The sequence below is a fragment of the Pseudomonas sp. F-14 TE3482 genome, assembly GCF_053629455.1.
On record NZ_JBRJII010000001.1, the window covers coordinates 2,183,794 to 2,197,347 of the forward strand.

Annotated in this window: 10 protein-coding genes; 2 read left to right on the forward strand and 8 right to left on the reverse strand. The window is 58.4% G+C overall.

Translation table 11 applies throughout. The annotated features are described in order from the left end of the window. Position 1 precedes the first annotated feature (1 nt). Together AB7M26_RS09880 and pilB are read right to left on the reverse strand one after the other, a co-directional pair. Complete coding sequence (locus AB7M26_RS09880) at positions 2-1,219, reverse strand: type II secretion system F family protein (protein ID WP_123497168.1); 1,218 nt, start codon at positions 1,217-1,219, stop codon at positions 2-4. Positions 1,220-1,221: 2 nt separating this feature from the next. Further along, the gene (gene pilB / locus AB7M26_RS09885; RefSeq protein WP_123497170.1) at positions 1,222-2,922 is read right to left on the reverse strand and encodes a type IV-A pilus assembly ATPase PilB; all 1,701 of its coding nucleotides are present in this window, start codon (positions 2,920-2,922) and stop codon (positions 1,222-1,224) included. Between the two features lie 226 nt (positions 2,923-3,148). Here pilB and AB7M26_RS09890 point away from each other — a divergent pair, with 226 nt between their 5' ends. Continuing rightward, the gene (locus AB7M26_RS09890) at positions 3,149-3,571 is read left to right on the forward strand and encodes a pilin (RefSeq protein ID WP_123497172.1); all 423 of its coding nucleotides are present in this window, start codon (positions 3,149-3,151) and stop codon (positions 3,569-3,571) included. Positions 3,572-3,888: 317 nt separating this feature from the next. Continuing rightward, the gene (locus AB7M26_RS09895) at positions 3,889-4,245 is read left to right on the forward strand and encodes a BON domain-containing protein (protein WP_007901973.1); all 357 of its coding nucleotides are present in this window, start codon (positions 3,889-3,891) and stop codon (positions 4,243-4,245) included. 266 nt (positions 4,246-4,511) lie between these two features. Here AB7M26_RS09895 and AB7M26_RS09900 read toward each other — a convergent pair whose 3' ends face one another. The 6 genes from AB7M26_RS09900 to panD form a co-directional block, all read right to left on the reverse strand. Beyond that, positions 4,512-4,808 (reverse strand): DUF2845 domain-containing protein, encoded by a 297-nt coding sequence (locus AB7M26_RS09900; RefSeq protein WP_123497174.1) that lies wholly within the window; start codon positions 4,806-4,808, stop codon positions 4,512-4,514. Continuing rightward, complete coding sequence (locus AB7M26_RS09905) at positions 4,808-7,798, reverse strand: DUF748 domain-containing protein (protein ID WP_429388791.1); 2,991 nt, start codon at positions 7,796-7,798, stop codon at positions 4,808-4,810. Before AB7M26_RS09905 ends, AB7M26_RS09900 begins: the two co-directional genes overlap by 1 nt. 61 nt (positions 7,799-7,859) lie before the next feature. After that, positions 7,860-8,876 carry a class I SAM-dependent rRNA methyltransferase gene (locus AB7M26_RS09910; protein ID WP_123497178.1) on the reverse strand — a complete coding sequence of 339 codons (1,017 nt, stop codon included), beginning with the start codon at positions 8,874-8,876 and terminating at the stop codon, positions 7,860-7,862. Positions 8,877-9,113: 237 nt separating this feature from the next. Continuing rightward, the gene (gene acs, locus AB7M26_RS09915; RefSeq protein WP_123497179.1) at positions 9,114-11,051 is read right to left on the reverse strand and encodes an acetate--CoA ligase; all 1,938 of its coding nucleotides are present in this window, start codon (positions 11,049-11,051) and stop codon (positions 9,114-9,116) included. Between the two features lie 175 nt (positions 11,052-11,226). Beyond that, positions 11,227-12,891 (reverse strand): glucose-6-phosphate isomerase, encoded by a 1,665-nt coding sequence (gene pgi / locus AB7M26_RS09920; protein ID WP_038981528.1) that lies wholly within the window; start codon positions 12,889-12,891, stop codon positions 11,227-11,229. 231 nt (positions 12,892-13,122) lie between these two features. Continuing rightward, positions 13,123-13,503 (reverse strand): aspartate 1-decarboxylase, encoded by a 381-nt coding sequence (gene panD / locus AB7M26_RS09925; RefSeq protein WP_123497181.1) that lies wholly within the window; start codon positions 13,501-13,503, stop codon positions 13,123-13,125. Positions 13,504-13,554 lie beyond the last annotated feature (51 nt).

Genomic DNA, 13,554 nt, shown 5'->3' on the forward strand with positions numbered 1-13,554 from the left:
ATCAGATCGCTGAGCCAAGTTGGAAGATGGGCAGGTACATTGCAACCACCAGTCCGCCGACGATAACCCCCAGCACCACCATGATGAAAGGCTCCATCAGACTGGTCAGGTTATCGACCATGTTATCCACCTCGTCCTCATAGAAGCTCGCGACCTTGTCGAGCATGTCATCCAGTGCGCCAGACTCTTCGCCAATGGCCGTCATCTGGATCGCCATGTTCGGAAATATACCGGAGGTGCGCATCGCAAAATTCAGCTGCATGCCGGTGGAAACATCCTGCCTGATGCGTAATACCGCTCGCTTGAACACGATGTTGCCGGTTGCGCCTGCCACTGAATCCAGAGCTTCGACCAGTGGCACGCCGGCGGCGAACGTCGTCGACAAGGTACGGGCGTAACGGGCCACGGCGGACTTGTACATGAGCGCGCCAACCAACGGCAGTTTCAGCAGCCAGGTGTCCATCCGGTCCCGAAAGCCCGGGGACTTTTTAAAGGCATGGCGGACGCCGAAAACCAGCGCACCCAACAGGCCGAGCACCATCCACCACCAGGCCTGCAGGAACTCCGACAAGCCGATGACCATCACGGTGAACGCTGGCAGTTCGGCGCCGAACCCCGAGAACACTGACTCGAACTGCGGCACAACCTTGACCAGCAGAATCCCGGTCACAATGATCGCGACGAACACCACCGCCAGCGGGTAGGTCATGGCTTTCTTGATCTTGGCCTTGAGGCTTTCACTCTTTTCCTTGTAGGTCGCCACCCGTTCCAGCAGGGTATCCAGAGCACCGGCCTGCTCGCCGGCATCCACCAGATTGCAGTACAGCTCATCGAAATACTGGGGCTTTTTGCGCAAGGCCGCGGCGAAGCTGTTACCGGCCGCGACTTCCTGTTTTACCTCGTCCACCAGTTTGCGCATGTTCGGGTTATCGAAGCCCTCGCCGATAATGTCGAACGATTGCAGCAACGGTACGCCGGCTTTCATCATGGTCGCCATCTGCCGGGTAAACAGGGCAATGTCCAGGGCCTTGATGCGTTTGCCGGCACTGAAAATGGACGCGGTTTTTTTCCGCACCTTGCCCGGGTTGATGCCTTGCTTGCGTAACTGGGCCTTGATCAGCGCGGGATTCTGGCCGGTCAATTCGCCGGTCATTTTTGTGCCTTTTTTGTCTGTGCCTTCCCAGGCATATACGCTGATTTTCGCTGCTTTGACCGCCATGTTCAGTCCTTGGTGACCCGATTGATTTCTTCAAGGCTGGTGATGCCTTGCATGGCCTTGAGCAGGCCCGAAGTACGCAGGTCGTTGAAGCCGTCCTTACGCATCTGGATGTCGATTTCCAGTGAATTGCCTTCGGCCATGATCAGCCGTTGCAGGTCTGGGGTGTTCTTTACCACTTCATAAATCCCTACTCGCCCTTTGTAACCGTTGTTGCACTGATCGCAACCAACCGGTTCATAGATCGTGAACGAGCCGATGCGTTCCTCGGGAAAGCCTTCCTTGAGCAACGCCTCGCGGGGAATCTCGATGGGTTTTTTGCAATGACTGCACAATTTGCGCGCCAGGCGCTGGGCGATGATCAGGCTGACCGAGGTCGCGATGTTGAACCCCTGAATCCCCATGTTGTGCAAGCGGGTCAGGGTTTGCGCGGCGCTGTTGGTGTGCAGGGTGGAAAGCACCATGTGCCCGGTCTGGGCGGCCTTGATGGCGATTTCGGCGGTTTCGAGGTCGCGGATTTCACCGACCATGATCACGTCCGGGTCCTGACGCAGAAACGAGCGCAGCGCTTGGGCGAAATCCAGTCCCTGCCTGGGATTGACGTTGACCTGGTTGATGCCTTCGATGTTGATTTCTACCGGGTCTTCGGCAGTGGAAATATTGATGTCGACGGTGTTGAGGATGTTCAGCCCGGTATAGAGCGACACGGTCTTGCCCGAACCGGTGGGGCCGGTCACCAGGATCATTCCCTGTGGCTGTTTGAGCGCGGCCATGTACAGGTCTTTCTGGTCGGGCTCGTAGCCGAGGGCATCGATGCCCATTTGGGCACTGGACGGGTCGAGGATCCGGATTACCACTTTCTCGCCCCACAAGGTCGGCAGAGTGTTGACCCGGAAATCGATGGACTTGCTTTTGGACAGGCGCATCTTGATTCGCCCGTCCTGGGGTTTGCGCCGCTCGGAGATATCGAGACTGGCCATGACCTTCAGCCGCGAGGCAATGCGGTTGGCCAGTTGTGTCGGCGGCCTGGCGACCTCCCGCAGCATGCCATCGGTGCGCATGCGTACGCGGTAGATTTTTTCATAGGGCTCGAAATGCAGGTCGGAAGAACCGCTCTTGATCGCGTCGAGCAACATCTTGTGGACGAAGCGCACCACCGGCGCATCATCGGCATCTTGCCCTACGATAGAGTCCTGTTTCTGGTCATCGACCGACTCGATGTCCAGCCCGTCGAGGTCGACATCGGCCATGTCTTCCAGGCCGGTGGAGTGGTTGTCGAAGAATTTTTCGATAGCGTCGCTGAGCTTGTCTTCCTCCACCAGAATGGCTTCGGTGCTCAGCCCGGTGCTGAACTGGATGTCGTTGATGGCTTGATGATTGGTCGGGTCGGAAATCCCCACGAACAGCTTGTTACCACGCCGCCAGAGGGGCAGGGCGTGGTGCTGGCGGATCAGCTTCTCACTGACCAGCCCTCGGGGTTGGGTGTCCTTGTCCAGGCAGTTGAGGTCCAGCAGGGCCATGCCGAAATGCTCCGAAGCGACCTCGGCGACCTGCCAGCTTTTCAGCAGTTTGTTTTGCACCAGATAGCTGACCAGCGAAATTCGATTGCGTTGGGCTTGTTGATACGCCTGTTGCGCACTTTGGTCAGTGATCAGCTCGGCCAGTACCAATTGCTTGGCCAGACCGCTAAGGGCGATGTCATTCATTGGAATACCGGACGCAGACAGTGAATGACTTATAGCCTAGTCAAGCAGTGGAACCAAACCAGCCGGGGTGAGGTGACAAAAAGTGTCAGATAGTGCGGATCCTTGGAGTAGGAAAGGTCTTTGCCGCGATCTCGCGCCCAGCAGGCAGAGGCGCGCGCGACTTGGCATGACCTGTGCTGTGCCTTGTTCAGATCATGAGATTTCGACTCATGCATGGAGCCTGTCTATGAAAAATCAAAAAGGTTTTACTCTGATCGAGCTGCTGATCGTGGTGGCGATCATCGGGATTCTGGCGACGTTTGCGTTGCCGCAGTATTCGAAGTACCAGGCGCGGGCGAAGGTAACTGCTGCTCTTGCAGAAATATCGGCACTGAAGGTGCCTTTCGAAGACATTATCAACCAAGGTACTAATCCGACCCTCGCTCTGATCGGCGGTACGGCGACCACAGGTAATTGCACAATTACAGCATCGGGTACCGCCGCTGACGGCGCAGGTACTATCGGCTGCACGATCCTCAACGCTCCTGGGCCGGTGCTCAGCAAAACCATCACGCTTACACGCACCCTTACCGGTGGCTGGACATGCGCCACCACAGCTGAACAGGAATATGCGCCTAAAGGCTGCACCGGTGCTGCCGCTGCTGGCTGATCCATTGTCATCCTGCCAATGCCCCGCGTTTCACGACGCGGGGCATTTTTTTTGCTCGTCATTTGTGGGCCAATTCAATAATCAAGAAAATCCCCGACAATTCATGGCCTTAGGCCTGCGTTAAAACCCGCAAGTTGCATGTAGATAATTTCGCAGTCATGCAATTTGCATGATTCCGGAAATTGCCATTATGGTTAACCTATTGATTTAAAAGGTTTTATTTTTTGTGTCGCTGTTGGCACAGCGTTCGCACTATCTCCTGTAACCCTGCTGACAAGACACGCAGCAGACTTTCCAGAAATACAGGAGTTACTCGTATGAAGAAGTTCGCTATCGCTGCCGCTACTGCTACCGCGTTGACCCTGACCATGGCCAACGCTGCATTTGCACAGACCACCCAAGCGACTCAGGCACCCATGATGCTGGCCGCCGGTGAAGTCACTGAAGCGAAAGAGGATGTTTCCGATACCTGGATCACAACCAAAGTCAAAGCAGACCTGGTCACCGAAAAAGGCATCCCAGGCACCGACATCAAAGTCGAAACCAACAAAGGCGTTGTTTCCCTGTCTTCGATGACCGTTCTGACAGACGCTCAGAAAACCACCGCCGTGGCTATCGCCAAGAAAATCAAAGGCGTCAAAGCGGTGTCCGCTGACGGCCTGAAATCCGAGTAAGACAAGGCTTCTCGCCTGGACCGGGAGAAGGAGCGGTAGACGGGCCGAGTCATACGTCTGCCGCAACTTGAGAGTTCATGCGAAGGCCACAAGGATGTGGCCATTACAGGCCCTGGCATTCGTGTCGGGGCCTGTTCTATTGCGGGCTACGCAAAACAACTGTGGGAGCGGGCTTGCTCGCGAATGCGGTGTGCCGGTCAACATTGATGCCGACTGACACACCGCATTCGCGAGCAAGCCCGCTCCCACATTGGTTTGTGGTGGATTTAATTCCCACGCTTGCTGGTGATTCGAACCAACCGGTTGCCTTCAAAGCGCAGGTACTGGTACATCCCGCTGTTGGGCCCGTAGGTCCATTCCTCGACCTGAAACTCTTCCCGCCGATTGGCGCTGCGCTTGTAGCCCAGCAAGTCGCGGGCAACGGGCTCTCCGCATTTTTGTAGCACTTCGCTGGACCTGTCCCCGACGCTGATCAATTGACTGCCACAACGCAAGGTCTCGGCCGCCGCTGTCTGGCCGGCAACCAGCAACAGAGCCAGGCTCAGAAGCCAATGTGCGCCCATCATTCGGCATCCAGATGCATGGGCGTGATAACGCGGCCATCGCTCTCTGCCTCGCCAAGGCTGGCGTCGATGAAGTACACGCGGTCATCGGCCAATTGCCCCTTGTCCACCAGATAATCCTTGATGCTGCTGGCCCGTTCTTGCCCCAGTTGACGCAACAGCACCTCGCTGGAACTCCAGAACGCGATCACGCCTTCCCGCATTTTTTTGCTGCGTTCTTCCTTGCCCAGATCCTTCCAATCGGCGGGCGGCTGGGTCTTGAGGCGTGTGCGGTAGATCCCTTCAAGCAGCGGGCCTTTCTCGTTGTCCGGTACGTCCAGCAACGAGGCTTGGGCCGGTACTTTGTCACCGCGACGCTGGAGCATTTTGTAGTAGTTGTACTGGTATTCCCGCTCCAGGCGTTGCTCGGCAATCAGCGGGCCATCGCTGCTCTTGGCGGCGGTGCCTTCGATTTCCAGGCGCAGGGCCGGACGCTCCTTGAGCGCTTGGGACAGTTTGACCAGCGCCGCTTCGGCATCTTTGCTCAGGTCACTTGAGCCCGGTGCGAACGCCACGCTGCCCAAGTCTTCCGAACCACCGCCGCTGACCAGGCCGCCAATCATTTTGAATGGCGCTGCGGCCGCTTTCACGATCAGGTTGCGCAGGGTCTGCCAGATAATCGGCATGACACTGAACTGCGGGTTATTCAGGTCGCCGCTCACTGGCAGTTCGATGGAAATCTTGCCGTCGACATCCTTGAGCAAGGCAATCGCCAGCTTCAGCGGCAGGCTCACGGCATCTGGACTGTCGACCTTTTCACCCAGTTGCAACTGCTCGACCACCACTTTGTTTTCAGCCAGGAGCTGGCCGTTGGTGATCTTGTAGTGCAGGTCGAGATTGAGCCGGCCTTTGCGGATACGGTAACCGGCGAACTTGCCGGAGTAGGGCGTCAGGGTGGTCAGTTCCACCCGTTTGAAACTGGTGGCGATGTCCAGGCTGGCCATCGGGTCGAACGGATTGACCGAGCCCTTGATGGTCACCGGTGCATAGCGGTCGACCTTGCCTTTGATGTCGACGCTGGCCGGTTTTGCCTGGCGGCTGTCGATGGTGCCGATCTTCCCGTTGAGCTGTTGAACGGCGGTGGCGAAGTTCGGAGTCAGGCTGAAGTCGGCGAAGTTTGCCGAACCGTCATTGATGGCAATGCCGCCAATGTGGATACCCAACGGTTTTTCTTTTCCGGCTGCCGGTTTGGCCGCAGTGGTGGTTGTGGCGCCGGAGTCGGCCGGTTGCGGGATCAACAGGTCATCGACGTTGGTGGTGCGATCATCGTTGATCATGAAGCGTGCATAAGGCTGGAACAGGTTGACCTTGTCGATCGACAGGCTGTCGCCATGTTGATAATTCAGGCCTTCGAGCACCAACTGTTGCCACTTGAGGAAGTCGCGGGTTTTCAGAGTGTCGAGGGTATGCAGCTGATCGACCTGGGCTTTGCCTGTGACGCTGAACGCCAGCGGTTCGGTGCTTTTCAGGTCGACCGCCAGATCACTGCCCAGCATGCCGCTGCGCAGTTCGAGACGAATGAACGGGTTGATGTAGGACTGTGCGACGCGCAGGTCGATGTCCTTCGTCTGCACGTTCAGTTTGGCGCTGATCGGGGCCAGATTGACCACGCCGTCCGCTGTGATCTTGCCTTGCTTGCCCACGCCGGTGTCGAGCTTGAGGTTGAAAGGTGAGCCATTGAGGCTGTCGAAATTTTGCAGGTCCAGGTTCAGCGGACCCACCTCCAGCGCGACCTCCGGTTGTGCCTTGCGGTCGGCCAGATGTACCTGATAGTCACGTAGCTGCACGTCTTTGAGCAGCACCTGCCAAGGCTTGCTCGGCGCGGTCGGTTCAGGCTTCGGCGAATCGGCTGCTGCCGGCGTGCTGGCTGGCTCGGCATTGGCTTTGTTGGCCGCTTTGGATGGCTGACTGGCGAACAGTTTTTGCCAGTCCAGTTGCCCGTCGGCTTCGAGGGCGGCCCAGGTTTCCAGTTTTTTGCTGCGGATCTTGCCGACCACCACTTGCTGTTTGGCCAGGTCTACGGTGGTTTCGCTGATGTCCAGTCGCTCGAGCTTCGCCAGCGGTCGACCGACCGGAGTCTTGATAGCGAAAGGCGCGACGCTGACGGCAACGTTGCTCAGCAGCAGTTCGGTTTCTTTGGCCAGGTTGAGTTTGTAATCGGTGCTGAGGCTGACCACGCCGTCTTCGAGTGCAAGTGGCACAGCATCACGCACATAGGGCCAGAAGGATTTCATCTTGCCGTCGGTGATTTTCAGCTTACCTTCGGAGGCGATCGGGATCAGGCTGAAATTACCGGTCCAGTCGATCTGTCCACCTGCCGGGCCGACGGCGACCAACGTCATGTCGGCGCTGTCTTCGGGCAGGGTGCTGAGGTTTTTCAGTTCGAAATCGAGTTTATCGTAGAGGAACTCGATGGGTTCGCTGGGCCGTGCATCCTCGAAATGCAAGGAGCCGCCGGCCAGTTTGATCCTCTCCACGCGCAGCGGGAATGGTTTGGCGTCCGGATCGACCGGGGTCGGTTCGCTGGCGGGGATTTTGAACAGGACGAGCAGGTTGAGTTTGCCGTCCTTGCCGAAAAGGATTTCGGTCTTGGGTTTGTCCAGTTCGATATCGGACAAGTGCAGCGCCTTGGTCCAGAGGCTATCGATCTGCAGGTTAGCGTACAGACGTTCGAAGCCCACCTGTTCCTTGCCCGGCTCGCCGATGACCAGGCCCCAAAGGGTGACTTCAAGGCTGAAGGGGTTGAGTTCGATCCGCTGAATCGTCGCAGGTGTCGTGGCGTAGTTGGCCAATTGTTGGTTGGCGATTCGCAACGCGATGCCCGGCAAAATCAGAAACCCCAGCAGGCTATAAAGAGCCAGGGCAGTCAACAAGGCGCCGATAGCGCGAATCAATCCTTTGGGCATGTGCGGCTTCATCTGTCGGAATCTGAGTGCCTTGGAGTATGGCATGCGTTTGCGGTTCCGAAGCAACCAAGCTTTATAGGATTTATCTGATTATCGGTGCGAATTTTCAGAGCTGCAGAATCAGCGTTTTCAATGGCGGCTGCTGATCCATCGACGGAAAATCGCTGCCCGGTGTCAGCGCTGTCCACTCGCGCACCGGGCGCCCGGCCTTCTCTGCGCAGCGCAAAACCTGCTCGCGCCAATCGTCCATGCTGACCTTCGCCAGGTTGTTGCAGCAGATCAGTACGCCATTGTCGGCGGTGGTCAGCAGCGCCGGTTTGAGCAGGCTTTGGTAGTCGCGCAACAGGTCGACCGTGCCGAACGCACTCTTGGCCCAGGCCGGAGGATCAAGCAACACCAAATCGTACTGACGCGGTTCCAGACGTTGATAGCTCGGCAGTTTCTGGCCGCGACGCTGGCTGATCGGCAGACCGGCCAATTGACGAATCGCGGGGAAATAATCTGACTGGATGAATTCCATCGTCGGCAATTGCGGGTTGAGCAAGCCGTTCTCACGACCGACCGCCAGATTGCCTTCGGCAAAGTCCAGGTTACACACCTCGCTTGCACCACCCGCCGCGGCGCTGAGGCCGACGCCACAGGTGTAGGCAAACAGGTTCAGCATACTTTTGTTTTTGCTGTGCGCCTTGACCCAGCCGCGAGCGTTGCGCAGATCGAGAAACAGCAACGGGTCCTGGCCGGCGTGGCGCCCGCGCACCCGGTAGTTCAGTCCCCATTCGTGGCCGATCAAATCTTGCAGGGCGGCTTCGTCGGCGCGGTAGACGGTGTCTTCGCGGTCGATGCGCGAGTTACCACGGGAACGGTCGTTGTAGACCAGCAGGGTGTCGAGGCCCAACTGCTGATTGACGATCTCGTGCAGTTGCAGAAGAGCGTCACGCTCCAGCGCCTGATGAAAACTCTGCACCAACAGTTGCGGACCGTAGCGGTCGATGGTCAGGCCGCCGGCGCCTTCCTGGCTGCCGTGGAACAGGCGATAGCAATCGGTGCCTTGCTGATGCAACTCGGCAAGCAGGTCCTGACGATGATCGAGGGCGGCGCGCAGCGCCTGATTCAAGGAAGACATGCTGGGCGCCTTGCAGGAGGGAGTTGGGCGCGGGAGTTTAACAGCTATGGGCTTTGAGTTTTGTGGGCAAATGTGAGGGATGTGGTGGCTGCGAGGCCGTCTTCGCGGGCAAGCCCGCTCCCACACTGGATGTGTGACGTTCAAAAATCCAATGTGGGAGCGGGCTTGCTCGCGAAGCTTTTAAGCTCTTTCGCTCGCAGTGCTACGCCTTGGCCTCCGCCGATGCACAACACGAGTTCATTGGTTCAGCCGCTGATCGATCAGCCCTTGCACCACGCTCGGGTCGGCGAGGGTCGAGGTGTCACCCAGGCTGTCCAGTTCGTTGCAGGCGATCTTGCGCAGAATTCGTCGCATGATCTTGCCCGAGCGGGTTTTCGGCAGGGCCGGGGCCCACTGGATCAAGTCCGGTTTGGCGAAGCTGCCGATTTCCTTGCTGACATGCGCCAGTAACTGTTTCTTCAATTCGTCGTTGGGTTCGGTGCCATTCATGGGCGTGACAAAGGCATAAATGCCCTGGCCTTTGACGTCGTGGGGGTAACCGACCACGGCGGCCTCGGCGATGCTGTCGTGCAGCACCAGCGCGCTTTCCACTTCGGCTGTGCCGATGCGGTGCCCGGAGACGTTGATCACGTCGTCGATGCGGCCGGTGATCCAGTAATCGCCGTCCTCATCGCGACGTGCGCCGTCGCCGGTGAAGTAATAGCCGGGGTAGGGCTTGAAGTAGGTTTCGATCATCCGTTTCGGGTCGCCGTAGACGCTGCGGATCTGCGCCGGCCAGCTGGACTTGATGGCCAGTATGCCGCTGCCGGCGCCTTTGATTTCCTTGCCGTGTTCGTCGAGCAATACCGGTTGCACGCCGAACATCGGTTGCGTGGCGCAACCGGGTTTGACCCGTTGGGTGCTGACCAGCGGGCTGAGCATGATGCCGCCGGTTTCGGTCTGCCACCAGGTATCGACAATCGGGCAGCGCTGCTCGCCGACTGTATTGAAATACCACTCCCAGGCTTCCGGATTGATCGGCTCGCCGACGGTGCCGAGCAATCGCAGGCTCTCGCGGGACGTTTCCTTCAACGGCTCGGGACCTTCACGCATCAGTGCACGCAGGGCAGTCGGGGCGGTGTAGAAGATGTTCACATGGTGCTTGTCGATCACCTGCCAGAAGCGCGAGGTGCTGGGGTAGCTCGGCACGCCTTCGAAGATCAGCGTGGTCGCTCCGTTGGCCAGTGGCCCGTAGACAATGTAGCTATGGCCGGTGACCCAGCCGACATCGGCGGTGCACCAGAAGACTTCACCGTCGCGATAATCGAACACGTACTTGAAGGTCATGGCGGCTTGCAGCAAGTAGCCGCCAGTGGTGTGCAGCACGCCTTTGGGTTTGCCGGTGCTGCCGGAGGTGTAGAGGATGAACAGCGGGTCTTCGGCGTCCATCGGCTCTGGCGGGCAGTCATTGCTGACGTCGCGCAAAGCCTGGTGGTACCAGATGTCCCGATCGTCGACCCAGCTAACCTGGCCTTGGGTGCGTTCGACCACGATCACGGTGTTCACGTCGGGGCAGCTTAGCAGCGCGGTGTCGACGTTCTGTTTGAGCGGCACGAATTTACCGCCGCGCACGCCTTCGTCGGCAGTGATCACGGTGCGGCAATCGGCGTCGAGAATCCGGTCACGCAAAGAGTCCGGGGAGAAGCCGCCGAACACCACCGAATGAATCGCACCGATTCGCGCGCAGGCGAGCATGGCGTAGGCGGCTTCGGGGATCATCGGCATGTAGATGCACACGCGGTCGCCTTTCTTCACGCCGCGGCCTTTGAGCACGTTGGCCAGTCGGCAGACGTTGTGATGGAGTTTTTTGTAGGTGATCTGGGTGGATTCGGCGGGGTCATCGCCTTCCCAGATAATCGCGATTTGATCGCCGCGTTTTTCCAGGTGACGGTCGATGCAGTTGTAACTGACGTTTATCTGTCCACCCGCGAACCAGCTCGCTTCACCGGTTTTCAGGTCGTAACGCTGGACGGTTTGCCACGGCGCGCTCCAATCGAGAAAGCGTGTGGCCTGTTCGGCCCAGAAGGAGCTGGGGTGCTCGATGGATTGGCGGTACAGGCGTTGGTAGTCGTCTTGACTTAACTGTGCAGCCCGGCGGACGGCATCGGCTTTGGGGAACGTGCTGATATCGAACATGACGGTTCCTTATTCTTGTTACGACAAGCAATAAAGATGCGCCCTGTGAATTTTGAGTTCAAGTGTACATAGAACCAATGTGGGAGCGGGCTTGCTCGCGAAAGTGGTGTGTCCGCTTTCGCGAGCAAGCCCGCTCCCACAGGGTCAGTGATGACCTGTGGGAAAGAGTCTCAAATCACCCGCGGTGACGACCGCGGAAGTAGTTGATCAAGCCTTGGGTGGAGGCATCGTCGGCCGGGGTTTCTTCGCTGCCGACCAGGCGGTTGTAGACGCCTTTGCCCAGCTCCTTGCCCAGTTCCACGCCCCACTGGTCGAAGGCGTTGATGCCCCAGACCACGCTTTGCACGAAGACTTTATGTTCGTACAGCGCCACCAGTGCGCCAAGACGACGCGGGCTGATGCGCTCGACGACCAGGGTGTTGCTCGGACGGTTGCCCGGGATCACCTTGTGCGCCGCCAGCTTCTGCACTTCGTCCTCGCTCATGCCCTTGTCACGCAACTCGGCTTCAGCCTCGGCGCGAGTCTTGCCGAGCATCAGTGCCTGGCTTTGCGACAGGCAGTTGGCGTACAGCCACTGGTGATGGTCGGACACCGGATTGAAGCTGACGATCGGCACGATAAAGTCGGCCGGAATCAGTTGAGTGCCTTGGTGCAGCAACTGGTGATAAGCGTGCTGACCGTTGCAACCGACGCCGCCCCAGATCACCGGGCCAGTATCGGTGGACACTGGCGTGCCGTCCTGGCGTACGCTCTTGCCGTTGGATTCCATGTCCAGCTGTTGCAAGTGTTTGGTGATGTTGCGCAGGTAGTGGTCGTACGGCAGGATCGCGTGGCTTTGCGCGCCCCAGAAGTTGCCGTACCAGACGCCGAGCAACGCCAGCAGTACCGGCATGTTCTGTTCGAATGGCGCGCTCTGGAAGTGCTGGTCCATGGTGTAGGCACCGGACAGCAGTTCCTTGAAGTTCGACATGCCGATGGCCAATGCAATCGGCAAACCGATAGCCGACCACAGCGAGTAACGCCCGCCAACCCAATCCCACATCGGGAAGATGTTTTCTTCGCGAATACCGAACGCTACCGCTGCCGCGTTGTTGCTGGAAACGGCGATGAAGTGACGGTACAGCTCGGCTTCCGAACCGCCCTGAGCCAGGTACCAGGCGCGTGCGGCCTGGGCGTTTTTCAGGGTTTCGAGGGTGTTGAAGGATTTCGACGAGACGATGAACAACGTGGTCTCGGCGCGCAGCTTCATGGTCAGTTCGTGGAATTCACTGCCGTCGATGTTCGCCAGGTAATGGCAGCGCACGCCTTTCTGGGCATAGGACAGCAGCGCTTCGGACACCAGCTCAGGGCCGAGGAACGAGCCACCGATGCCGATGTTGACCACGTCAGTGATCGGCTTCTCGGTGTAACCGCGCCACAAACCATCGTGGATGCGACCCACGAGGTCGGTGATCTGGTTCAACACCTTGTGTACATCGGGCATCACGTTGACGCCGTTGACCGACAGCTTGTCGCCCACCGGGCGGCGCAGTGCGGTGTGCAGGGCGGGGCGGCCTTCGGAAGAGTTGACGATTTCGCCATCGAACAGCGCTTTGATCGCGCCTTTGAGGTCGACTTCGTTGGCCAGGCCCACCAGCAGATTGCGGGTCTCGGCGTTGATCAGGTTTTTCGAGTAGTCGAGAAACAGGCCGCAGCTGCTAAGGGTGAATTGAGTAAAGCGCTGCGGATCGGCATTAAAGGCTTCGCGCATGCTGAAATCTTGCATGGCTTGGCGGTGATCATTCAGCGCTTGCCAGGCGGGCAGAGCGGTAACGTCGTGAGGGGTGCGGTAATACGCCATCGCTGCGGTTTTCCTTTTTACTTGAACGGCCTTTTGAACACTAAAAATCCCGGAGCGCTGCGGGTGGGCGTCCGGTCAACTGCGTCGACACGATTTCATGGCGCAGGGCGAATACAGTAAACCTCGCGCTGCAATCTGTCTTGACTTTGTCTGACCTGCTCCCGGTACTTTTTTAACATTTAAACAGGGAGCGGTCCGACAAACGGAAGGCTGACAGGGGCGTCGGCTCGATCAGGCGACCTGAACCGGAATGGCATTGCTGGTGTGGCTCAACTCGTTACCCGGCGCCATGTAGAGCATGCGCGGCTTGAAGTTGAGCAGCTCGGCTTCGTTGTAGTGGGCGTAAGCGCAGATGATCACGCGGTCGCCGACCTTGGCCTTGTGCGCCGCGGCACCATTGACCGAAATCATGCGCGAACCTTCTTCGCCACGAATCGCGTAGGTGGTAAAGCGTTCGCCGTTGTCGACGTTGTAGATCTGGATCTGTTCGTACTCACGGATGCCGGACAGGTCCAGCCATTCACCGTCGATGGCGCAAGAGCCTTCGTAATCGAGTACAGCGTGGGTAACTTCGGCGCGATGCAGCTTGGCCTTGAGCATGATGGCGTGCATGAGTGTTTCCCCAGGTCGGAATCGAACGGCGGGCAGTTTGCCCGAAGGCTT

Bases quoted from the DNA above. Each gene is read 5' to 3' on its own strand.
- AB7M26_RS09895 (WP_007901973.1), top strand. From the start codon at position 3,889: ATGAAGAAGTTCGCTATCGCTGCCGCTACTGCTACCGCGTTGACCCTG.
- AB7M26_RS09890 (WP_123497172.1), top strand. From the start codon at position 3,149: ATGAAAAATCAAAAAGGTTTTACTCTGATCGAGCTGCTGATCGTGGTG.
- AB7M26_RS09905 (WP_429388791.1), bottom strand. From the start codon at position 7,798: ATGCCATACTCCAAGGCACTCAGATTCCGACAGATGAAGCCGCACATG.
- pgi (WP_038981528.1), bottom strand. From the start codon at position 12,891: ATGGCGTATTACCGCACCCCTCACGACGTTACCGCTCTGCCCGCCTGG.
- panD (WP_123497181.1), bottom strand. From the start codon at position 13,503: ATGCACGCCATCATGCTCAAGGCCAAGCTGCATCGCGCCGAAGTTACC.
- AB7M26_RS09880 (WP_123497168.1), bottom strand. From the start codon at position 1,219: ATGGCGGTCAAAGCAGCGAAAATCAGCGTATATGCCTGGGAAGGCACA.
- pilB (WP_123497170.1), bottom strand. From the start codon at position 2,922: ATGAATGACATCGCCCTTAGCGGTCTGGCCAAGCAATTGGTACTGGCC.
- AB7M26_RS09900 (WP_123497174.1), bottom strand. From the start codon at position 4,808: ATGGGCGCACATTGGCTTCTGAGCCTGGCTCTGTTGCTGGTTGCCGGC.
- AB7M26_RS09910 (WP_123497178.1), bottom strand. From the start codon at position 8,876: ATGTCTTCCTTGAATCAGGCGCTGCGCGCCGCCCTCGATCATCGTCAG.
- acs (WP_123497179.1), bottom strand. From the start codon at position 11,051: ATGTTCGATATCAGCACGTTCCCCAAAGCCGATGCCGTCCGCCGGGCT.